Origin of the sequence: Halorubrum sp. 2020YC2 (assembly GCF_018623055.1) — an archaeon.
Lineage (GTDB): Archaea > Halobacteriota > Halobacteria > Halobacteriales > Haloferacaceae > Halorubrum.
The window spans coordinates 551,841-572,484 of record NZ_CP076019.1; the positions used below are offsets into that span (position 1 = coordinate 551,841).

The 20,644-nt window shown below is 71.0% G+C and carries 19 protein-coding genes, 1 tRNA gene and 1 pseudogene; 13 read left to right on the forward strand and 8 right to left on the reverse strand.

Annotated features, from left to right (window positions below):
* The first annotated feature begins 52 nt into the window (after positions 1-52).
* The 8 genes and pseudogenes from btuC (at position 53) to KI388_RS02725 (ending at position 5,801) form a co-directional block, all read left to right on the forward strand.
* Positions 53-1,218 (forward strand): annotated as a pseudogene (gene btuC / locus KI388_RS02690) (vitamin B12 ABC transporter permease BtuC).
* Positions 1,215-2,474 (forward strand): ATP-binding cassette domain-containing protein, encoded by a 1,260-nt coding sequence (locus tag KI388_RS02695; RefSeq protein ID WP_215087859.1) that lies wholly within the window; start codon positions 1,215-1,217, stop codon positions 2,472-2,474. The pseudogene btuC and the gene KI388_RS02695 overlap by 4 nt, the downstream one beginning before the upstream one ends.
* A 63-nt stretch (positions 2,475-2,537) precedes the next feature.
* Positions 2,538-3,533 (forward strand): class I SAM-dependent methyltransferase family protein, encoded by a 996-nt coding sequence (locus KI388_RS02700; protein WP_215087860.1) that lies wholly within the window; start codon positions 2,538-2,540, stop codon positions 3,531-3,533.
* An 86-nt stretch (positions 3,534-3,619) separates the two neighbouring features.
* Positions 3,620-3,841 (forward strand): hypothetical protein, encoded by a 222-nt coding sequence (locus tag KI388_RS02705; protein ID WP_007346196.1) that lies wholly within the window; start codon positions 3,620-3,622, stop codon positions 3,839-3,841.
* A gap of 33 nt (positions 3,842-3,874) precedes the next feature.
* The gene (locus KI388_RS15200) at positions 3,875-4,216 is read left to right on the forward strand and encodes a peptide ABC transporter ATP-binding protein (protein WP_251133245.1); all 342 of its coding nucleotides are present in this window, start codon (positions 3,875-3,877) and stop codon (positions 4,214-4,216) included.
* Between the two features lie 572 nt (positions 4,217-4,788).
* A tRNA-Thr gene (locus KI388_RS02715) sits at positions 4,789-4,861 on the forward strand.
* Between the two features lie 259 nt (positions 4,862-5,120).
* A complete protein-coding gene (locus tag KI388_RS02720) occupies positions 5,121-5,528 on the forward strand; it encodes a DUF4112 domain-containing protein (RefSeq protein ID WP_215087862.1) in 408 nt (135 codons plus the stop codon).
* Between the two features lie 141 nt (positions 5,529-5,669).
* A complete protein-coding gene (locus KI388_RS02725) occupies positions 5,670-5,801 on the forward strand; it encodes a rubrerythrin-like domain-containing protein (RefSeq protein ID WP_215087863.1) in 132 nt (43 codons plus the stop codon).
* A gap of 42 nt (positions 5,802-5,843) precedes the next feature.
* On the opposite strand, the gene KI388_RS02730 is transcribed toward KI388_RS02725, so the two are convergent.
* From KI388_RS02730 to proS, 3 genes are all read right to left on the reverse strand, one after another.
* Positions 5,844-7,055 (reverse strand): hypothetical protein, encoded by a 1,212-nt coding sequence (locus KI388_RS02730; protein ID WP_215087864.1) that lies wholly within the window; start codon positions 7,053-7,055, stop codon positions 5,844-5,846.
* Positions 7,056-7,163: 108 nt separating this feature from the next.
* Positions 7,164-8,333, reverse strand: coding sequence for a hypothetical protein (locus KI388_RS02735; RefSeq protein ID WP_215087865.1), 1,170 nt, complete (start codon positions 8,331-8,333; stop codon positions 7,164-7,166).
* Positions 8,334-8,481: 148 nt separating this feature from the next.
* Positions 8,482-9,957 carry a proline--tRNA ligase gene (gene proS, locus KI388_RS02740; RefSeq protein WP_215087866.1) on the reverse strand — a complete coding sequence of 492 codons (1,476 nt, stop codon included), beginning with the start codon at positions 9,955-9,957 and terminating at the stop codon, positions 8,482-8,484.
* A 415-nt stretch (positions 9,958-10,372) separates the two neighbouring features.
* On the opposite strand from proS, the gene KI388_RS02745 reads away from it, so the two are divergent.
* Positions 10,373-10,972, forward strand: coding sequence for a CoA pyrophosphatase (locus KI388_RS02745; protein ID WP_215087867.1), 600 nt, complete (start codon positions 10,373-10,375; stop codon positions 10,970-10,972).
* 447 nt (positions 10,973-11,419) lie between these two features.
* Here KI388_RS02745 and KI388_RS02750 read toward each other — a convergent pair whose 3' ends face one another.
* From KI388_RS02750 to KI388_RS02765, 4 genes are all read right to left on the reverse strand, one after another.
* Positions 11,420-11,905, reverse strand: a complete 486-nt coding sequence (locus tag KI388_RS02750; RefSeq protein ID WP_215087868.1) for a DUF371 domain-containing protein — start codon at positions 11,903-11,905, stop codon at positions 11,420-11,422.
* A gap of 79 nt (positions 11,906-11,984) precedes the next feature.
* Positions 11,985-12,815, reverse strand: a complete 831-nt coding sequence (locus KI388_RS02755) for an amidohydrolase family protein (RefSeq protein WP_215087869.1) — start codon at positions 12,813-12,815, stop codon at positions 11,985-11,987.
* Positions 12,816-12,908: 93 nt separating this feature from the next.
* Entirely contained in the window at positions 12,909-14,096 is a 1,188-nt protein-coding gene (locus tag KI388_RS02760) for a redox-regulated ATPase YchF (RefSeq protein ID WP_215087870.1), read from the reverse strand.
* Between the two features lie 430 nt (positions 14,097-14,526).
* Positions 14,527-15,636, reverse strand: a complete 1,110-nt coding sequence (locus KI388_RS02765; RefSeq protein ID WP_215087871.1) for a GTPase — start codon at positions 15,634-15,636, stop codon at positions 14,527-14,529.
* 246 nt (positions 15,637-15,882) lie between these two features.
* Between KI388_RS02765 and KI388_RS02770 the strand changes: the two genes are divergently transcribed.
* The 4 genes from KI388_RS02770 to KI388_RS02785 all read left to right on the forward strand — a co-directional run bounded on the left by KI388_RS02770 (position 15,883) and on the right by KI388_RS02785 (position 19,123).
* Complete coding sequence (locus KI388_RS02770) at positions 15,883-16,083, forward strand: hypothetical protein (protein WP_215087872.1); 201 nt, start codon at positions 15,883-15,885, stop codon at positions 16,081-16,083.
* A 73-nt stretch (positions 16,084-16,156) separates the two neighbouring features.
* Entirely contained in the window at positions 16,157-17,311 is a 1,155-nt protein-coding gene (locus KI388_RS02775) for a CapA family protein (protein ID WP_215088723.1), read from the forward strand.
* 216 nt (positions 17,312-17,527) lie between these two features.
* Positions 17,528-18,550 carry an NADP-dependent oxidoreductase gene (locus KI388_RS02780; protein ID WP_215087873.1) on the forward strand — a complete coding sequence of 341 codons (1,023 nt, stop codon included), beginning with the start codon at positions 17,528-17,530 and terminating at the stop codon, positions 18,548-18,550.
* Positions 18,551-18,640: 90 nt separating this feature from the next.
* Entirely contained in the window at positions 18,641-19,123 is a 483-nt protein-coding gene (locus KI388_RS02785) for a metal-dependent hydrolase (protein WP_215087874.1), read from the forward strand.
* An 8-nt stretch (positions 19,124-19,131) separates the two neighbouring features.
* Here KI388_RS02785 and KI388_RS02790 read toward each other — a convergent pair whose 3' ends face one another.
* Positions 19,132-20,418: a sulfatase-like hydrolase/transferase gene (locus KI388_RS02790; RefSeq protein ID WP_215087875.1), complete on the reverse strand. Its 1,287-nt coding sequence runs from the start codon at positions 20,416-20,418 to the stop codon at positions 19,132-19,134.
* Positions 20,419-20,644: the final 226 nt, after the last annotated feature.

Sequence of the window (20,644 nt, forward strand, 5' to 3'; positions counted from 1 at the left end):
ACCGGCTTCGTCCAATAAGTATTTACCTACTACAAGTTGTGTTGGGGAACGTATGCGACCGTGGGTCCGGTCGGCGGTCTGGTCGGCGGCGGTAGCGGCGCTTTTAGCCGTCGTCGTCGTCGTCAGCGCCGCGATCGGTCCCGTCAGGATTCCGCCCGAGACCGTCGTCAAGTCGGTGTTGAACGCGCTCTCGGTGCCGGCGGGGATCGAGACGAGCGCGAGCGGCGTCGGGCCGCTGGCGATACCCGGCGTCGGCCCGCTCACGCTCCCGGGCGTCGACCTCGCGTTCGCCTCGCCGTTCGCGTTCCCCGTCGACTCCGTTCACCAGCAGATCGTCGTGGGCGTGCGGCTCCCGCGGATCCTGCTCGCCGCGCTCGTCGGCTTCGCGCTCGCGGCCGCCGGCACGGTGATGCAGGGGTTCTTCCGCAACCCGATGGCGGACCCGTCGATCATCGGCGTCTCCTCGGGGGCGGCGGTCGGCGCGGTCGCGTTCATCGTCTACCCCGCCGCGCTCTCGACGACCGTCGCCCTCCCGTTCGTCGGCCCCGTCGAGGTCGCGCTCTCGCGCGGCGCGGGCACCAGCCTCTTCGCGTTCGTCGGTGCGCTCGTCGCCGCGTTCGGCGTGTACGCCATCGCGACCCGAGCGGTCGGACGCCGGTCGCCACTCTCCTCCTCGCGGGCGTCGCGGTCCAGACGTTCCTCGGCGCGGTCGTCTCGTACCTCCAGCTACAGGCCGGGGAGTCGCTCCGGCAGGTCGTCGCGTGGCTTATGGGCCACCTCTCCGGCGCCGCGTGGAGCGAGGTCGCCGCCACCGCCGTCGTCGTCCCGCCGCTTTTCGCCGTGCTGCTCGCGTACGCCCGCGACCTCAACGTCCTCCTGCTGGGCGAGGAGGAGGCCCGCGGGCTGGGCATCGCGGTCGAGCGCACCAAGCGGGTGCTGCTCGCGGCCTCGGCGCTCGTCACGGCCGCCGGCGTCGCGTTCGCCGGCGTGATCGGGTTCGTCGGCCTGATCGTCCCGCACATGCTCCGGCTCGTCGTCGGTCCCGACCACCGGGTGCTGCTCCCGACCGCCGCGCTCGCGGGCGGCACGTTCCTCGTCGCGGCCGACACGGTCGCCCGCTCCGCGGCCGCGGAGTACCCGGTCGGGATCATCACCGCCGCGGTCGGCGCGCCCTTCTTCGTCTACCTGCTCGTGACCCGGGAGGTGACGGAGCTTTGAGCGCGGACCGTCCCGACGACGGCAGCGCTCCTGCGTCCGCGCCCGACCCCGAATCGCTTCCCGACACGGCGCTCTCCTTTGGCGACGCGTCGCTCCTGTCGGCCTCGGACGTGGCCGTCTCCTTCGGCGACGTCGACGTGGTCTCCGGCGTCGACCTCCGGGTCGAACCCGGCTCGCTCGTCGGCCTCGTCGGGCCGAACGGCGCGGGCAAGACCACCGTGTTGCGCGCGGTGACCGGCGCCGTCGAACCGGACGCGGGGACCGTCGAAATCGGCGGCGACCCGGCGGCGTCGCTGTCGGTCAAGGAGGTGGGGCGCCGCGTCGCGAGCGTCCCGCAGGCGACGAACCTCGCGTTCGACTTCCGCGTGCGCCACGTCGTCGAGATGGGGCGGACGCCGCACCTCGGCCGGTTCGACGCCCACGGCGTCGAGGACGACGAGGCGGTCGACGCGGCGATGGCGGCCGCGGACGTCGAGCGCTTCGCGGACCGGTCGATCACTGAGGTCTCGGGCGGCGAGCGCCAGCGCGTGCTGCTCGCCCGGGCGCTCGCGCAGGCGGCTCCCCTCCTCCTCTTGGACGAGCCGACCGCCAGCCTCGACGTGAACCACGCGGTCGAGACGCTCGAACTGGTCCGCGCGTTCGTCGACGACGGCGACCGCGGGGCGATCGCCGCGATCCACGACCTCGACGCGGCCGCCCGGTACTGCGACGAGGTGGTCGTCCTCGCGAACGGCGGGGTTCGGGCCGCCGGCCCGCCGGAGTCGGTGCTGTCCGCGTCCGCCGTCGGCGCCGCCTTCGACGCGGAGGCGTTCGTCGGCCGCAACCCGGCGACCGGGACGCCCGCGGTGACGGCGTTCCCGCACAGCGACGCCGAACCCCGTCGGGTTCACGTGATCGGGACGGGGCGGCCGGCTGCGCGCGCCGTCGCTCGGTTGGCGGCCGCGGGCCACGAGCCGTCGGTCGGCGTGGTCCCCGAGGGCGACGCGGCCGCCGGCGCCGCTGCGGACGCGGGCGCGATCGCCGTGACGGTTCCCCCCTTCGAGGACCCGTCCCCGGAGGCGCTCGCGGCGGCGCGGGACCTCGCCGCGGACGCGGACGCGACGCTCGCGGTCGGGAGCGCCGAGGGCGCCCCCGCGACCGCCGACGGTCCGAACGCCCAGGTGGCCGCGGCCGCGGACCGCGTCGTTCCGGTCGCCTCCGACGCGAGCGACGCGGAACTGCTCGACGCGGTCGCGGACGCCGCCGAGCGGGAGTGATCCCGCACTCCGCCCGGCCCGCGAAGCGTCACCGTTTATTCGGTCGGTCGCCTCCACCCGACGATGAGCGTTCCCTGCGTCGCCGTCGCCCGCGAGCGCGGCGAGACCGTCCGGAGCCGGCTCGCCGCGGCCGACGCCCTCGACGGCGACCACCAGATCGCGGTCGAGGACGGCACGATATACATCCCCGTCGCGGACCGCGGCCGGGTGCCCGCCGACCTCGCGGACCGGGTCGTCGAGCGCGACGCCGCGGCCCGGGACCGCCCCACGACGCCCGCGGAGATCCTCGGCTACGAGCCCTCGCTGGAGCGGCTGGGCGACATCGTCATCGTCGACGAGGACGACGACGAGCGCGCCCGCGAGATAGCCGACGCCGTGATGGCGGCCGACCTCCCCTGCGAGACCGTCCTCAACCGCGCGTCGCCAATCGAGGGCGAACTCCGGGTCCGGAAGTGGGACGTGCTGGCCGGGAACGGCACCGAAACGGTCCACCGCGAGTACGGCCACGAGTTCGCGCTCGACGTCGCCGCGGTGTACTTCTCGCCGCGGCTCGCGACCGAGCGGCACCGCGTCGTCGAGCAGGTCGAATCCGGGGAGTCGGCGGTCGACATGTTCGCCGGCGTGGGACCGTACGCGGTGCCATCGGCCTCCCGCGGCGCCGACGTGGTCGCCTGCGACCTCAACGAGCGCGCGGTCGAGTACCTCCGCGAGAACGCCGAGCGCAACGGTGTCACGGACCGCGTGACGGCGATATCCGGCGACGTTCGGGACCTCGCGGACTCGCACGCGGACACCGCGGACCGACTGGTGATGAACCTCCCGCACTCGGCCGAGGAGTTCCTAGAGACTGCCGTCGCGCTCGCCGGCGACGAGTGCGTGATCCACTACTACGACATCCAACACGAGGACGACCCGTTCGGCCCGGGTCGCCGCGCGGTCGAGGCCGCCGCGGGCGACGCCTACGAGGTCGCGGTCGAGACCGAGCGCGTCGTCCGGTCGTACGCCCCCCACGAGTACAACGTCTGCCTCGACGTTTGCCTGACGCGAACCGACGGCTGAGTCCGCCGAGACGGAGTTGAGCCCCCCGACCGCGAGGACGTGTTAGGGAGTTCACTTATGTGTGTCGATACCTAACACGACGGCGTATGAGCGACGCCGCAGATCCCGAAGAGCGCATCGACGAGACGACCACCTGGCCGGATCTGGCGATCGGACTGTACGACCGACTGACCGGCCGGAACGCCGAGATCCACTACCAGTTCGACGACCTGACCGTCGAGGTGCCGAGCGGCACGGGCGACGACGCCGAGCACGCCGAGTGGCGCGTCGACGGCGGGGTTCGGGTCACGACGAGTGAGTCCGAGTGAGTCGGGCGGCGGCTCTCGGTCGAGACGGAGGATCTGACGCTATCGGTCGACGGCGTCGACGCCGCGGTCCACGCGACGGACCGGCGGCTGTTCGTCGAGGTCGAGCGGGTCAGCGACGCCCTCCGCGTCGCCCGCCGCCTCCCGGACGAGTCCGTCTCGAACCGCGCAGTCGCGGAGTTGGTCCGCGCGGGTCTCACCGCCGAGGTCAGAGTCCGCGGGCGAACGGTCGCGGTCGCGGGAGCCGACGCGCGCCCCGGTCCACTCTCGCACCGCCTCGGCGTCGCTCCGGCCGAACTGCGGCTCGCGGGGGTCGCCGGCGCCGGCTACGGCGGCCTCTCCGCGGCGGTCCGCCGAGCGCGGCGGCTGTTCGTTTAGCGCTGGGCTACGGCGAGAGAATCGGCGGCGACGCTCGCGGATCGCGTCGAGACAGCGAAAACGCCGCGCCGCCCCGAGGGGGACCGGGGCGGCGCGGCTGGGGGCCCGTCACATGACAAGCGGTCGCGGCTGCGGTCGTCGGACCAGAGGCGATTCTGCGCTTGGCACGTCTGAGACGTGTTTCACACGGTCGCCGCGACGGAACGCTGCTGGGGATGACGGCCGCGCCGAGTCGCCGTGGGGGTGGCGACCGACGGGGCTATCGCCGCCCGGTACGGGCTTCGACCGGGCACGCACCGCCGGGGGAGTCGATCCCCGCCGTCTCGGCACGCGGGCGGTGTTATCACACTCAGTTGGAAGTCCGAACACGTATTTAGTCCTTTTCCTTATACACTTGTATTGTATCCCGATTCTCCTTGTGTATCAAGATGTCGTTCGACACGAAATACGACGAACGTCTGCTTATAATAGGTGAATTTGGCCGGTTTCGGGACGGGACACCACGTCTCCGATCGCTGCCCCGTCCCCGTTTCGGAACCCTTATTTTTCCGTCCGGGAATTGAAGCATGCGTGCCGGGGTAGCTCAGCTGGCAGAGCGATTCCTTCGTAAGGAATAGGTCGAGGGTTCAAATCCCTCCTCCGGCTTTCTGCTGTGAACAACGCGAGCAGCGAAAGCCACGGAGGATTTGAATCAAAGAGCAGTCTGCTGTAACCGCGGTTCACGATCCCCTCCTCCGGCTCACTCCTCCGGGCCCAAAGCGTAGCCACAGCGCCGCAGCCGGCGTGCTTTTGGGTCCGTCTTCGACGACTCTGTATGCCGTAAGTGTCGCATACCGATTTCTCACGGCTTGTAACGACGAATTACCGGCAGCAGGGTTATCCAGCGGGGGACCGTACGCGGTCTATGACGAGAGCACAGCAGAGCGAGTTTCTGGACGAGTTCGACGAGCGGATAGACCGCCTCCCGAACACTGTCGACCGAGCGGCGGTCAAGCGCATACGGTACGTCGCGTACGTGCTCGACGAAGGGGTCCGCGTTCCGGGAATCGGGTATCGCGTCGGCATCGATCCGCTGCTCGGTATCCTCCCGGGGGCGGGAGACGTACTCACCGGCGGAATCTCACTGTACATCGTGGTCGAAGCGGCCCGTCTCGGCGTGTCCTACACGACGCTGCTCAGAATGATCGCGAACGTCTCTCTGGACGTGGCCGCGGGAGCGGTCCCGGTCGTCGGCGACCTCTTCGACGTCATCTGGAAGGCCAACACGCGCAACCTCGAACTGGTGTTAGAAGAGCTCACGCCGGACGCGTAGGCGCTCACCGGGACTCCCTCGCTCTGAGACCCGCCGATTTCGGGATTTCGATCGTTCGGTCACCCTTCTCCGCGGGTTTATTTATACTATTCAAACAATATTAGGTGTGTGATTATCTACCACGGGAGCGTATCGGCGTATATGCGACCAAAGTACGACTGCGACGGCGAGGAAGTGTACGAGTGTTTCGAATGCGGGCGACGGACCGACTCGCCCGGCGAGTGCGACTGCGGCGGCGAACTGCGACACATCGGGCGCTCGCGGGACCTGTGACCGGGACCGAGTCGAGCCCGTCCCGGACCGCTGTCGGTCGGGTCAGTCGCCCCCGGTAGCGTCGCGCTCGTCGTCGGGGTCGCCTTCGCCATCCCCGCCATCCCCGTTTGAATCCCCCTCCGGATCGTAGTCGGGCAGCGAGAGGACGTTCTCGCGGCCCAGTCGGAAACCGTCCAGGTCGCCCTCGTCGCGCAGTCCGGTCACAACTTGGCTCGTCTTCGCGGCGGTCCAGTCCAGCTCCTCGGCCACCCGCTTCTGTTTCATCCGCCCGCCCTCCGACTCGACGAGCCGGAGGACCTGTTCTTCGTTGCTCAGCAGGTCGCCGTCGACGGCCGGCGCGCCGCCCGCGCCGGACGCCGACCCGTCCGCCGACTCGCCGCGCCCGTCGTCCGTTTCGGACCCCTCCGCGGCGGTGTCGGTGGACGCCGCCTCGGGGTCGTCCGCACCCGCGCCGGCCGCTGCCGCCGTCGCGTCGGCCGCCGCGGCGTCCCCTCCGGTGACGGCTCCCGCGCCCTCGTCGACGCCCCGGCGGCGATAGGCGACGGCGCCCCCGGCGACGACGAGGAGGGCGACGAGCGCGACCAGCCCGGCGGCCGGGACTCCGGAGAGCGGCCCCGCGGGAGCGGCCGTGACCCGCGGCTGGCCGGCCGAGAAGTCGACCGGGCCGTTCCAGACGACCGACCGCTCGCGGACCTCGCTCGGCTCCGGCGCCGTCTCCCCGAGGCGGTACCCCTCCGGCCACGAGACGATGAGCGAGGAGGAGTCGTCCAAGAACAGCCCGTCGACCGCGTCGCCGGCGCGCAGCCGGTCGCCGTCGACGGCGGCGAAGTTCGTCCACTCGAACCGGTAGGTCAACACGCCGTACGACTGCGGGAGCTCGCGCCGCTCGGCGGTCACCGTCGCGTTCGAGACGGTCATGTCGCGGCCGGTCGTCTCCTCCGCGGTCGCCGCGGTCGAGACCATCCGCTCGCGGAACCGGCTCGTGTACGCCTCGGTGTCGTTCTCCACGTCCCCGCGGAGCTGTTCGAACGCCCGCTCCTCCTCGTCGGTGCCGAGCCGGATCCGGTACTCGACTGTCCACTCCGCGTCGCCGTCCGGCCGGACGTCGACCGCTATCGAGACGTCGTCCGGCTCGACGTCCATCTGCGCGAACCCGCCCTCGAACGGGACGGCGCCCGCGCCGCCGGCGCCGAACGCGAGCCCGACGGCTCCGACGAGGGCGACGACGACGAGGAGAAGCGACGCTCGCTGCACGGCGGAGTTCACAGGAGGGACGGTAAAGTTCCTTCTCATCCGCGGTCGTCCCGGTCCTCCGCTGCGAGTCGGAGCGGATCCGTCTCGGCGGTCATTGTTCGCCGCCGCTCACGCACCGAGGCCCAGTAGACCGCCGACGCGCGCGGTCAGCGCGGCGACCGCGCGTTCGACGGACGGGCGGTCGCCGCCGTCGCCCGCGGCGTCGCCGCCGCTCGAACCGCCTCCGTCCCCGGACCCGTCTCCGGGGCCGGCCGGCGTGCCGGCCGATCCGTTACCAGAGTCGCCGGTCGACCCGCTACCCGAGTCACCGTCCGTCGCGTTCCCGCCCTCCGGCGGACCGGAAGCGGTCGACCCGTTCGCGGCGCCGGTCTCCGAGCCGTTCACTCCCCCCGCTCCGGAGGCACCGCCCGCTCCAGGACCGTCGGTCGAGCCGTTTTCGGGACCTCCTTCTGACGGTCCCGCGCTCCCGTTTCCGGGACCCGCTTCCGGCGGTCCCGCGCTCCCGTTTCCGGGACTCCCGGCGGACCCGTTTCCCGGCGGCCCGACGTCGCCCGGCGCTCCGGCGGACCCGTTCTCGGGGGGGCCGGCGTCGGCCGGCGGACCGCGCTCGGTCCCGTTCCCGGGCGGACCGCGCCGCTCCGGACCGACCGGGCCGCCGACGCCCGGGCCGGCCACGCCGCGGGCAATGGCGGCGACCTCGGGACCGCGGAGGTCGTTCGCGCGCTCTCGGAGGGTCGCCAGCCGCTCGTCGTCGACCCCGCGGTCCTCGCGGACGGCGGCGGGGAGCGAGGCGGACGCGTTCGCGCTCCGGTTCAGTCCGCGGGCGAGCGACTCGATCCGTGCGCTCGTCGTCGCCATCCGCGCGGCGTACGCCCCCTGACTCAACTCCCCGTCGGCGCGGCGCTCGCGGAGTTCCTCCTGCCGCCGCTCTAACTCCGCGAGGCGCTTCTCGGTCCGGTTCAGCCGCTCCGCGACCACGGCGGCGCGGCTCTCGTTCGTCTCGGCCTCCCGAAGCCCGACCTCGAACGCCCTCGACTCGACCTCTCCTTCTATCTCGGCGCCCTGAACGCCGACGACCCCGGCGAGGCGCTCACCGGGACTGAGGTCGGTCGCGTTCCCGCCGCTCGCGTTGTCGGCGCCCCCGGGGCCCGCGCCGCTCCCGTTCGTGGTCGGGTCGGTCTGTGCGGTCGCCACTCCCGCCGGCGCCGCCGCCGCGGCGCCGGCGATCACCGCCGCGGCGACGGCCGCGACGAGGAGACTCGCGATCCATCGGTTCATTACCGTGTCGTACGCGCTCCCTCCGTATATATCCGGAACTCCGTTAAGCCGGATCAACGCGGATTAATCGCCGGACCCGACGGGGACGAATCGATCGACCGAGAGCGCCCGTCGTTCCCGCGTCGGCGGGCGGGGACCTCGTCGCGGCTCAGTACGTCTTCGCGAAGTAGGCGGTCCGCTCGGCGGCCTCGTCGCACATCGCGCACGTCTCGTCGTGTTCCCCGCCGGCGAGGGGGTCGTCGTCCTCGAACGGGACCATCACGATCTCGGCGGCCAGCGGCTCCTTGATCGGCTCCTCGCAGGCCTCGTCGCCGCACCACGGCGCCTTCACGTAGCCGCCGTGCTGGCCGAGCGTGCCGAGGATGTCGGCCCGGTCGTCGGCCTCGCGCACGCCGTCGTCGAGGGTCTCCTCGGCGGTCGCGTACAGCTTGGCGTATATCTCGTCGAACTGCTCGCGGACGGTCTCCGGGACGCCGTCGCGGTCGACCTCGACGCTCTCGCCGTCGGGGCGGTGGACGAGGGTGAGTTCCTCGTCGTCGACCTCGTGGGGACCGATCTCGATCCGGAGCGGAATCCCGTTCAGCTCGTGTTCGTTGAACTTGAACCCGGGGTTGCGCTCGTCGCGGTCGTCGAGTTCGACCCGGATCCCGGCGTCGTCGAGGTCGTCGGCCACGCCCTCGGCGTACTCCAGCACGTCCTCCTTCGTGTCCTCCTGCCAGATGGGGACGACGACGACCTGCGTCGGCGCGACCGTGTGGGGAAGGACGAGGCCCTGCTCGTCGGAGTGCGTCATGATCAGCGCGCCCAGCGCGCGCCACGAGAGCCCCCACGAGGTGGTGTGGGCGACGCGCTCCTCCTCGTCCTCGTCGGAGTAGGTGATGTCGAACGCCTCCGCGAACGACTGGCCGAGGTGGTGAGAGGTGCCCGCCTGGACCGACTTCCCGTCGGGCATCAGCGCCTCGACGGTCGTCGTCGTGTCCGCGCCGGGGAACTTGTCGTGGTCCGGTTTCTGCCCCTTCAGAACGGGGAGCGCCAGCAGGTCCTCGTAGACGGACTCGTACTGGTCGAGCCGCGTCATCGTCTCCGCCCACGCGTCCTCGCTCGTGGCGTGTGCGGTGTGGCCCTCCTGCCAGAGGAACTCCTTCGTGCGGAAGAACGGCTTCGTCTCGGTCGCCTCCCACCGGACGACGGAACACCACTGGTTCACGCGCAGCGGGAGGTCGCGGTGGCTGCGGACCCACTGCGAGATGTACGGGGTGATGATCGACTCGGAGGTCGGCCGGACCGCGAGCCGCTCTTCGAGCTCCTTGTTGCCCGCCTCGTCGACCCACGCCACCTCGGGGTCGAACCCCTCGACGATCTCCTTCTCGCGCTCGAGGTACGACTCGGGGATAAAGAGGGGGAAGTACGCGTTCTGGACCCCGGTGTCCTTGAACTTCGCGTCGAGGAAGCCCTGGAGCCGCTCCCAGACCGCGTACGCCCGCGGCCGGGTGACGATGAAGCCGCTCATCCCCTCCGGACCGTAGTCGGCCAGCCCGGCCTTCCGTACGACCTCGGCGTACCACTCGCCGGTGTTGTGCGTCTTGGACTCGGTGATCCCGAGCTCCTGATCGTCGTCGCTCATTATCCTCGAAAGCGGGTGTCGCGGGCTTAAAAGGTCCGAACCCGACCGCCCCGCCGCCGGTCCGTCGAACGCGGCCGGGAGGCGGGACCCCCCGCCGGTCGGGCGGTAACGACCGATTTCTCGCTCGAAACGGGCTAAAATGGCCCGAATTCGAGGCCACGGTCGCCGGGATACTTTTCCGTTCCCGCCGTCGCACACGTCGATGTCTCAGATCGCGCGGACTCTGCTGCTCGCGGCCGCGATCGTCGCCCTGTCGGCGCTCGCGGCGACGGTCATCCAGCAGGCGGCGGTGTGACCGAACCGGCGCGGCCCGTCCGGCGGGCCGACCCCGTCCGTGTGTTCTTGCCGGGCGCTCACGTCCCGCACGGATGGAATCCACGGAAACGTTAACCGCTTCGCGTCGCCTACCACGCCCATGGACCTGTCGGGGCTGCGTCGACACGCGCCGCAGTCGCTCGCCGGGCGGCGAGAGGCCGCGGTGCTGGCGCCGGTGATAGCGCGCGACGGCGACGCGCACCTCCTCTTCACCAAGCGCGCCGCGCACCTCGGCGAACACCCCGGACAGATGAGCTTCCCCGGCGGCGGTCGCGAGCCGATAGACCGGACGCTGACGGACACCGCGCTGCGCGAGGCCGACGAGGAGGTCGGCATGCGGGCGGCGGAGGTCGACGTGCTCGGCCGGCTCGACGACACCCGAACCTCGTCGCAGTACGCGGTCCGGCCCTTCGTCGGCGTCGCGCCCGACCGCGAGTACGTTCCGGACGAGTCGGAGGTCGCGGAGGTGGCGGTGCTCTCGGTCGACGCGCTCACCGACCCCGCGAACTACGAGTCGGAGCGCCGGGTCGGCCACCCGGAGTACGGCGACCACCGCGTCCACTACTTCCACGTCGACGGCTACACCGTCTGGGGCGTGACGGGCCGGATGGTGGTGCAGTTGCTGGAGCGAACGACCGACTGGCGCGCGCCCGCCGAACCGGACCGCGTGGTCGGCGCGGACGCCGAACTCCCTATTTAACTATCCGTTAGTCCAGATTACTCGGGTGTCCGCAGGTGAAAACGCCGCGAACACCTCCAAAGCGCCAGCTGCTCGGCCATACGTCGGTGAATACCTATCGACGGCGAACACCTCCAAAGCCCCAGCCGCGAGGGCCGCGCACACTCGTTGTGCTCCTCACTCGCTCACTCCGTTCGCTCCCTGCGGTGCTTACGTCGTCTGCGCGGCCCTCGCGGCAGCGAGACGCTACGCGTCTCTGGCAGCCGGCGGCGAAGCCGCCGGCGACTGCCCCTTTAAGTCCCGCCCCCGACCGCACAGCGACCGCGCCTCGTGCCTCCCCAGCCTCGTCAGTCGCCTCCGCTTCGCTCCGGCGACTGACTCCCTCGCGCGTGCGACTCGCGCCCTTCAGGCGCTCGTCGGCACGCGCCGACCGCGAGGATTCGCTTATAAATAACTGAACTCTCCGCCTCACTCGGCCGGGTCGACTTCGAGCCGCAGCGTGAGGTCGGCCCCGTCGACCAGCGCGGCGACGAGGTCGCGGTCGAGGTCGGCCGCGGCGCCGTCGCCGTCGACGAGGATCGTGCGCTCGTCGTCGGTGTAGTCGCTCGTGCGGCCGACCATCGAGCGGTCGTCGAGCAGGGTCAGGTCGGGGTCGCCGCGGCCGGTGATCGTCTCCTCGTACGTCTTCTCGGCCGCGTCGACGACGAGCGTCGCCTCGATCGTCGCGTCCGCGTCCCGACACGCCTGGCGGAACTCGGTCGAGAAGTCTCGGGGGGTCCGGTCCGCCTCGATCCCGACGATACAGTCGCCGGCGGGGGTGAGCCAGTCGTCCGTCGTGAATTCGACCGTGCTCGCGTGCTCGGCGGTGACGTTCTCGTGGCCGGTCGCGCGGACGACCTCCACCAGCGGGTCGTCGGCGCCGATCCGCGGGGGGTCTGCGTCCTCATCGCTCATTGTCGTCGGTCGGCCGCGGCGCGACAAGTGCGCGTCGCTTCGACGGCGAGGGGGGATCCCCGTGCGGCGGCCTCCGCGCTCAAACGTCGGCGCCCTCGGCCAGCGCGGGGACGAGGCGGGCGGGGTTCTTCGCCAACACGCGCCGCATCAGGTCCTCGGAGACGTCGAGGGTGAGCACTTCCATCACGCCGACGTTGGGGTGGACGTCGGGCGCGCCGGAGCCGAAGAGGACGCGGTCCGGGTGTTCCAACACGCCGCGTTCGAGCACCTCGCGGTACCGCACCGCGCTCGTGTCGACGTACAGGCGGTCGTGGTCGTCCAGCAGATCCAGCGTCCGGTTCATCAGTTCGGCGTCCAGCGGGTAGCCGCCGAAGCTCCCGAGGACGAGCGGGAGGTCGTAGCCGAGCAGCTCCGTCTCGACCGCCTCGGGCGGGAACTCCCGGCCCGCGTGGACGAAGAGGGGGAGGTCGGCGTCCTCCAGTCGGCGGAGCACGTCCTCGTCGGGGAGGCCGTCGACGTGCGGAGCGAGCGTGAAGCCGTGGAAGCGGTCGTCGTAGGAGTACTGCTCGACGTCGTCCGGCCGGGTGTGGTGGTCGTCGCGCTCGGCGCGGAGGTTCCGGACGGCCGACACGGGTCCAGTCCCCGGGTCGCGGGGACCGTTGAGGCGGGCGAACGCGACGAACGGGCGGTCGATTGACAGGCGCGCGACGGCGTTGTTCGCGCGGAGGTAGCTCCGGCCGGTAGCCCGCTGGCCGGGGCTGGCGACCGCGCGGACGATGCCCGCCTGGAGCATCTCGCGTTCCAGCCGCTCCGGGGAGATGTCCCGCCCGTGGGTGGCGACCGACGACTCGTCGGGGTCGAGGGTCGCGCGGGTGTCGACGATCCGGAAGTCGTGTTCGAGCCCGAGCATCGGCGCTCTCTACCGGCCCGTCTCGGTCGACCCGGATGTGCCTGTCGGTCGTGCGACGAGTCCGTGCCACGCGCTAGCGCCGCCCGGTCTCGACTACGGCCCGGTGGTCGAGACGATCTTCACCACGTCGCCCTCGCTTAGCTCGCGGTCCTCCCCGATCCGGCGCGAGGCGCGCGCGTCGACCGCGTGGAGGTACCCCTCGCCGATGTCGGAGTGGACCGCGTACGCGAGGTCGCGAGGGGTCGCCCCCGACCGCAGCAGGAACGCGTCCGGGAGGACGTTGCCCGTGCCGTCCGTCCACTTGCCGGCGTCCTGAACCGGATAGGCCGTGATCCGGTCGAGCAGGTCGTAGACGGCGGCGTTCAGCGCGGCCTGAACGCCCGTTCCGTCGTGGTCGCTCATCGACTCGCGGAGCGCGTCGAGGCCGGCGCGCTGGTCGTCGGAGACGTCGCCGACGATCTCGAACGACTCGTCGCCCGGGTCGTAGTCGACGACGCCCGCCTCCGCGGCGCGGCGCAGGGCGAGTTCGCCGTCGGCCGTGGCCGGGACCACCGGCTTGTCGGTGCCCTCGCGGACCCGCTCGACCGCGCCGTCGGGCGCCGCGTCGACCTTGTTCGCGACGACGACGATGGGCTTGGTGCGGCGGCGGACCGCCCGCGCGAGCGCCTCGCGGTCCCCGTCGGTCCACGCCTTCGGGTCGTCGGGGTACTCCAGCCCGCGGAGGACCGCGGTCACGTCGCGCTCGGTCGCGCCGAAGCCGGTGAGCATGTCCGACAGCGCGGCTTCGAGGTCGAAGTCCGGCGAGCGCGACTGTCGCTCGACGCCCTCCCAGTTGCGGTCGACGATGCCCGCGAGCCACAGGTCCATCTCCTCCTCGATGAAGTCCACGTCGTCGAGGGGGTCGTGGCTCCCGACCTCCACCGGCTCTCCCTCGGCGTTCGTGGCGCCGGAGGCGTCGACGACGTTCAAGACGACGTCCGCGTTCGTCAGTTCGTCGAGGAACTGGTTGCCGAGGCCCTTGCCCTCGTGCGCGCCCGGTACGAGTCCCGCGACGTCGAGCAACTCGACCGGGACGTACCGCTTCCCGTCGTGGCAGTTCTCCGACCCGCAGCGCTCCTCGCGGGCGAGGCAAGGGCACTCGGTGCGGACGTGGGTCACCCCGCGGTTGGCGTCGATGGTCGTGAACGGGTAGTTCGCGACGTCGACGTCGGCCATCGTGGCGGCGGTATAAAAGGTGGACTTGCCGGCGTTCGGCTTGCCCGCGAGCGCGACCGTGAGCATACCCGAGGGTCGCGGCCCCGCGAAAAGCGCCTTTCGGTCGGCCACGGGGAGACGTGCGAAATCGGAAGGGAGGAACGACGACCAACCGAGGCCGTGCGGTGGCGCGCGCCTCCGAGCGCCCGGAGGGCGCGAGGAGCGCGTGCGAGGGAGTCAGTCGCCGGAGCGAAGCGGAGGCGACTGACGAGGCTGGGGAGGCATGAGGTGCGGTCGCTGTGCGGGGTGGGACTCAAAGGGGCAGCCGCGAGGACGGCGGAGGCGACGCAAGCACTGGAGGGAGTGAGCGAAGCGAACGACCGAAGCGCGCAGCGAGCGTGCGCCGTCCTCGCGGCTGGGGCTTTGGAGGTGTTCGCCGCCAATTTTCTATGATCTATTTATAAACGAGCAACGAACGCATCGGGAGCGGTCGCTGCGCCGACTCCTATTTAAAAGTCTACTTCCGCGCGACGATCCGCAACACGTCCTCGTCGGCCAGTTCGTGGCTCTTCCCGACCTGCTGGTCGTCGTGTTTGGCGCTCTCGCCCGAGACGCGCGCGAATTTAAATCGCTCGTCGAACTCGCCCCCGATCTTCGTACAGGCGTCGCCGACCGTGTCGCCCTCGAACAGGATGAGGGGCTCCTCGTAGTCGACGCCGCGGCCCGGCTTGTCCATGTAGATGCGAATAACGCCTAGCTCCTCCCAGAGCCGCTCTTTGAGTCCGTCGAGGCCGAGTTCCTTCTCGGCCGAGATGAAGAGCACGTCGTCGGGGTCGAGGTCGCGCTCGCGGAGTTCCTCCTTCACCGTCGGGAGGTAGCTCTTGTCGATGAGGTCCGCCTTGTTGACGGTGACCATCGAGGGGAGGTACTCGCGGTTGTCCATCACGGCGTCGACGAGTTCGTCGATGGTGAGGTCGTGGGGGATCGTCACCTTCGCGTTGACGTAGCCGTACTCGCGGAGGACCTGCTTGACCGTCTCCTCGTCGAGGCTCACGTCGTCGCTCATCGTCACGCCGAGGCCGTCCTTGTGCGTCTTCCGGATGTTGATGTTCGGGGGCTCGGTGTCGAGGCGGATGTTGGTGGCGTACAGCTCCTCGCGCAGGCGGTCGTACTGCTCGATTTCGAACACCGAAAGCATGAACACGACCAGATCCGCGGTCCGGACCACCGAGAGGACCTCCTTCCCGCCGCCGCGGCCGCCCGCGGCGCCCTCGATCAGGCCCGGCACGTCGAGGATCTGGATGTTCGCGCCGCGGTACTGAAGCATGCCGGGGTTGACGTCAAGCGTGGTGAACTCGTAGGAGCCGACCTCGCTGTCGGCGTTGGTGAGCGCGTTGATGAGGGTGGACTTGCCGACGCTCGGGAACCCGACCAAGGCGACCGTGGCGTCGCCGTGCTTCTCGACCGCGTAGCCGTGGCCGCCGCCGGCGGAGGACTGGTTCTCCAGCTTCTCCTTCTTCTCCGCGAGCTTCGCCTTCAGACGCCCGATGTGTGCCTCGGTGGACTTGTTGTAGGGCGTCTCGGCGATCTCCTCGCGGAGGTCTTCGATCTCCTCCTCCAGTCCCATTACCCGTTTCTCGGCCGGTCGGCTCGTTAAAGGTGTTCCTTCGAACCGCCCGGACGCGAACTGTCGGTTTGACACGCCGTCTGTCGACCGCGTCCGCCGGTTCGAGCCACCGGCCGCCGGCCGCGTCCGTCGGTCCGAGCCGTCGACCGCTGCCAGCGAACCGCCGGATCGCCGCCGCGAGAGTGGTTGGTGCGCCGATATTTCGACACGGTTATATCGGTGACGAATAACTCTCGGACACGCCGAATGCCAGATCCGTCGAGCCTCCGAGACAGCACGCAGATCGTCCTCCCACACCGGGCGCTCGACGGGTACCGGGAGTGTCTCGAGAGGCGGTTCACGGTGACCGTCGTCGAGATGCCCGAGCAGTACCGGATCATCGGCAGCCCGGTCGAGATCAAGGCCGCGAGCGACTACCTCACCCGGAACGGCGTCGCGGTCGCGTGACGTACCCGCCGATGCGGACTCCGTTCGCCCCGTTCGGAGGCTTGAAGTCCCCGCTCGTCGAGACCGATTGATGATGGTCTCCCGCCGCGCGCTGCTCGCCTCTGGCGCCGTCGGAATCGGCGGAATCGCCGGCTGCGCCGCCGACTCGGAACGCTCCGACGAGAGCGAGACGGACGCCGGCGGCACCGCCGACGGCGGCGACGAGGACGCCCGCGCCGCGCGGATCGGGTTCGTCGGGGACCTGATGCTCGGCCGCAGCGTCGCTGACCGCTGGGCGGACGCCGACGACCCCGCGGGCGTCTGGGGGACGACGCTTCCGCGGCTCCGCGACCTCGATGCGCTCGTCGGGAACCTGGAGTGTTGCGTCTCCGACCGCGGCGAGCGCTGGCCGGACAAGACGTACTACTTCCGATCGCCGCCGTCGTTCGCCGTGCCCGCTCTGGAGGCGGCCGGCGCCTCGTTCGTCTCGCTCGCCAACAACCACGTCCTCGACTACCGGGAGCCGGCGCTCCGCGACACGCGGACGAACCTCTCCGACGCCGGAATCGCCCGCGCCGGCGCCGGCGCGAACGCCGACGCGGCGCTCGAACCCGCGACGTTCGAGGCGGGCGACCTCACCGTCGCCGCCTTCGGTCTCACCGATCAGTCGACGGCGTTCGCGGCGACGGACTCCGACCCGGGGACCGCGTTCGCGCGGCTCGACCCGTCCGTCGCCGCGACCCGCGCCCTCGTCGGAGACGTCCTCGACCGCGTCGCGGACGCGGAGCCGGACCTCGTCGTCGCCTCGCTCCATTGGGGGGCGAACTGGGAGACCGAACCCCGCGCGGTCCACGAGCGGTTCGGCCGGTGGCTCGTCGAGCGGGGCGTCGACGTCGTCCACGGCCACAGCGCGCACGTCCTCCAGGGCGTCGAGGTGTACGACGGCCGACCCATCGTCTACGACGCCGGCGACTTCGTCGACGACTACGTCAGCTACCGCGACCGCGAGGGCGTCTACAACAAGCGGAGCGCGCTGTTCGAACTCGTCGTCCGCGGCGGCGACCCCGTCGCGCTCGACGTCGTGCCGACGGAGATATCCGACGAGACCGCCGGCCTCGCGGGCGGCGAGGCCGCGGCCTGGGTCCGGGACGCGGTCGCGGAACGGTCCGCGCCGCACGACACGCCGGTCGAGGGCGTCGACGGCGAACGCTCCGACGGTCGGCTGCGGATCCCGCTCGGGGACGGGTAGCGTTCTCCTGTCCCTCAAACCTGTCCTCAAACCCCGCGCCCCTCAAACCTGTCCTCAAACCCCGCGCCCCTCAAACCTGTCCTCAAACCCCGCGCCGGCGCGGGGAAGGTCCGAGCCGGTTCCACTACCGGATCCCCACGCCGGCCCGGACTTCCGAATCCCCACGCCGGCTGCTGGGGTCCAAACCCTATTGGGTTTCATCTCCCAACGGGGACCGTGACAAACACCAACCGCGAGTGGCTTCTCGCCCGGCGACCCGAAGGCGAGCCCGACACCGACAGCTTCGAACTGCGAGAGACGGACGTCCCGACGCCTAACCCCGGCGAACTCCTCGTCCGGATCCGGTTCCTCTCCGTCGACCCGTACATGCGCGGCCGGATGCGCGACGTCGAGTCGTACGCCGAGCCGTGGGACGTGGGCGATACGCTCAAGGGCGGCGTGGTCGGTGAAGTGGTCGAAAGCGAGAGCGACGCGTACGAGGCGGGCGACCTCGTGACCGGCGAGGGGAAGTGGGCCGACTACGCGACCCTCGACGCCGACGACGTCGCGCCGGTCGACCCGGCGGTCGCGGACCCCGAGGCGTACCTCGGCGTCCTCGGGATGCCCGGACGGACCGCCTACTTCGGCCTCCTCGAAGTGGGCGAGCCGAAGCCGGGCGACACGGTCGTCGTCTCCGGCGCCGCGGGCGCGGTCGGCTCGGTCGTCGGCCAGATCGCGAAGCGCAACGGCTGCCGCGTGGTCGGCTTCGCCGGCAGCGACGAGAAGACCGACTGGCTCGCCGACGAGCTCGGCTTCGACGCCGCGATCAACTACAAGGCGACCGACGACTACCGCGCCGCGCTCGACGAGGCCGCGCCCGACGGCGTCGACGTGTACTTCGACAACGTCGGCGGCCCGATCACCGACGCCGTGTTCACCAAACTGAACCTCGACGCGCGCGTCGCGGTCTGCGGCCAGATCGCCCACTACAACGACGAGGGCGTTCCGACCGGCCCGCGGAAGCTCCCGCAGATCATCCCGGTGCGCGCCACGATTCAGGGACTGCTCGTCGGGGACTTCGCGACCCGGTTCGGTCAGGCCAGCGAGCGGCTCGGGGAGTGGGTCGCGACCGGCGAGCTGAAACACCGCGAGACGGTCGTCGCGGGGTTAGAGAACGCGCCCGACGCCTTCCTCGGCCTGTTCTCCGGCGACAACATCGGCAAGCAGGTGGTGCGGGTGTCGGCGGCGGACGCGGAGTAGGGGCCCAGACTCGGTGTCGTCCCTCTTCGGCAGTGAGGCGCGTGTCGATCGGAGCGCAACGCAAAAATCCCGATAGCGCGTAACACACCCATGCTGTTCGCGACCCACCTCCTCATCGGCGCGCTCGTCGCGCGGAACCGCTTCCCGGTGGCGTGGGTCGTCGCGGGCGCGGCGCTGCCGGACCTCGTCGACAAGCCGCTGGCGATGGTCGGGCTCGTCCCCACCTATCACTCCGTCGCCCACTCCGCGCTGTTCGCGGGCGTCCTCGGTGCCGGCTGGCTGGCGGCCCGCCGGTACGAGGCCGCGACGGCGCCGGGGGCCGTCACAGCGGTCGGGGTCGGCTGGGTGACGCACCTCGTCGCGGACGCCGTCCACATCAGTATCAACGGCCGGCCGGAGAACGTGGTGTTCCTCCTCTGGCCGCTTGTTCGCAGCTGGAACTCCATCGGACTCGGTCCGGGGTCGTTCGCGCTCCAGTACCTCTGGACGCCGTCGTTCTACGTCGAGGTCGCGATCTGGCTGCTTGCCGGGGCGCTCCTGTTGCGCGACGGGCCGCCGGCGACCGACGCGTGACGCGTCTCCTACTCGACGTAGCCGAGCGCCCGCAGGTGCGACTCGTCGATTCCCGCCAGGTACTGCTCGTCGCCGACGAGCCCGCCCGCCTCGGCGGCCCGTTGGAGCAGCCCGTCTGAGACGCCCGTCGCCGTCGCGCCCTCGCCGTACGGGTTCCCGACGACGGTCTCCGCGGCCGGGTCCCCGACCTCGTAGCGGGCGTGGACCACGTCGGTGCCGTCCGTCGTCCGCCGCCCGAACAGCTTCTCCCCGTCCGCCCGGCGCACCCCGCGGACGACCCCCGCGGCCGTGAGCGTCCCCGCGACCGTCTCGACGTACTCCCGGCCGAACGACGTCGGCGGAGCCGCCTCACCCGGATCGGGTCGGAGCATGTCGGGCAGGTCGACGAGCGAGACCTGCTCGTCCACGGTCGACTCCGGCCAGTCCGGGCGCGCGACGACGAGCGGAACGTGGACGAGTGACTCCCACGAGGCCGGCGGCAGGTGGCCGAACACCCCCCGCTCGGGGTCGAGACACTCCCCGTGGTCGGCCGTCACCGCGAGCACGTCCCGGTCGGGCCTGTACAGCCCCCGCTCCCGGAGTTCGCGCACGAACTCGACGACCGACCCGCCGAGGTGGTCGCAGGCCCGCCGGTACAGCCGCGCGACCGTCTCGGCCTCCGAGCGGTCCACGTCCGCGGCGTCCCCTATCGTGAGGCTCCGGCTCATCGCGGCCGCCCGGTCCGGGTCGAGCGCCCCGGCCACCTCGCCGTCGTTCGGGACGTAGTAGGGACTGTGCGTGTCCATGTAGTGGAGCCAGCAGAACGTCGGGTCGGTCCCCGTCGACAGCGCGTCCAGCGCGCGCTCGTTGAGCCGCGCCGCGGGCCGGTAGTAGGGGTCAGCCAGCCCGACGCGGCGCATGGTCGGCCAGACGCGGCGGAAGTACGCCCGCTCGACGGGACGGGTCACGTCGCGCGGAAGCAGGTCGTCCAACAGGTTGCTCAGGCCGCCGGCCTCCCCGGCGGACCGCTCGGTCAGCGCGTCGGCAGCGAGGGGATTGTCGGTCAGCAGTCGCGTACGGTAGCCGTCGGCCGAGAGCGACGACGGGAGCAGCGGGTCGTCGACCGCCCCCTCTTCGTCGATGAACCGCCCGGTCACGAGCGCCGGGATCGAACTGGCCGTGTGCGAGGCCGGAGCGACCGCGTTCGCGAACCGGGTCCCCCCCGTCAGCCCCGCGACCTCGTCGACGAGTTCGGTCGCGTGATCCGCCCTGAGCGCGTCGGCGGAGAGGAGGAACACGTTCGGGCGGCGTGACATCTGCCCGCATTACGCCGTGACTGACGTTATATCTGTTGTCGTCCTCGGGCTCAAATCCGCTCCTGCTCTTCGCTCACTCCGTTCGCTCATGCGCGGGACCGGATTCGAACCTCGGTCACTCCGCTTCGCTCCGTTCCCTGCTTCGAATCCTCGTCGAGATGCCTCTCCTCGCGAATTGCTCGGAGAGGCATGCGCGGGACCGGATTCGAACCGGAAGAAGACGTGC

Coding starts and splice junctions, on each gene's coding strand:
- KI388_RS02790 (WP_215087875.1), bottom strand. CDS start 20,418: ATGTCACGCCGCCCGAACGTGTTCCTCCTCTCCGCCGACGCGCTCAGG.
- KI388_RS02775 (WP_215088723.1), top strand. CDS start 16,157: ATGGTCTCCCGCCGCGCGCTGCTCGCCTCTGGCGCCGTCGGAATCGGC.
- KI388_RS02785 (WP_215087874.1), top strand. CDS start 18,641: ATGCTGTTCGCGACCCACCTCCTCATCGGCGCGCTCGTCGCGCGGAAC.
- KI388_RS02770 (WP_215087872.1), top strand. CDS start 15,883: ATGCCAGATCCGTCGAGCCTCCGAGACAGCACGCAGATCGTCCTCCCA.
- KI388_RS02760 (WP_215087870.1), bottom strand. CDS start 14,096: ATGCTCACGGTCGCGCTCGCGGGCAAGCCGAACGCCGGCAAGTCCACC.
- KI388_RS02720 (WP_215087862.1), top strand. CDS start 5,121: ATGACGAGAGCACAGCAGAGCGAGTTTCTGGACGAGTTCGACGAGCGG.
- KI388_RS02700 (WP_215087860.1), top strand. CDS start 2,538: ATGAGCGTTCCCTGCGTCGCCGTCGCCCGCGAGCGCGGCGAGACCGTC.
- KI388_RS02735 (WP_215087865.1), bottom strand. CDS start 8,333: ATGAACCGATGGATCGCGAGTCTCCTCGTCGCGGCCGTCGCCGCGGCG.
- KI388_RS02725 (WP_215087863.1), top strand. CDS start 5,670: ATGCGACCAAAGTACGACTGCGACGGCGAGGAAGTGTACGAGTGTTTC.
- KI388_RS02765 (WP_215087871.1), bottom strand. CDS start 15,636: ATGGGACTGGAGGAGGAGATCGAAGACCTCCGCGAGGAGATCGCCGAG.
- KI388_RS02705 (WP_007346196.1), top strand. CDS start 3,620: ATGAGCGACGCCGCAGATCCCGAAGAGCGCATCGACGAGACGACCACC.
- KI388_RS02745 (WP_215087867.1), top strand. CDS start 10,373: ATGGACCTGTCGGGGCTGCGTCGACACGCGCCGCAGTCGCTCGCCGGG.
- proS (WP_215087866.1), bottom strand. CDS start 9,957: ATGAGCGACGACGATCAGGAGCTCGGGATCACCGAGTCCAAGACGCAC.
- KI388_RS02750 (WP_215087868.1), bottom strand. CDS start 11,905: ATGAGCGATGAGGACGCAGACCCCCCGCGGATCGGCGCCGACGACCCG.
- KI388_RS02755 (WP_215087869.1), bottom strand. CDS start 12,815: ATGCTCGGGCTCGAACACGACTTCCGGATCGTCGACACCCGCGCGACC.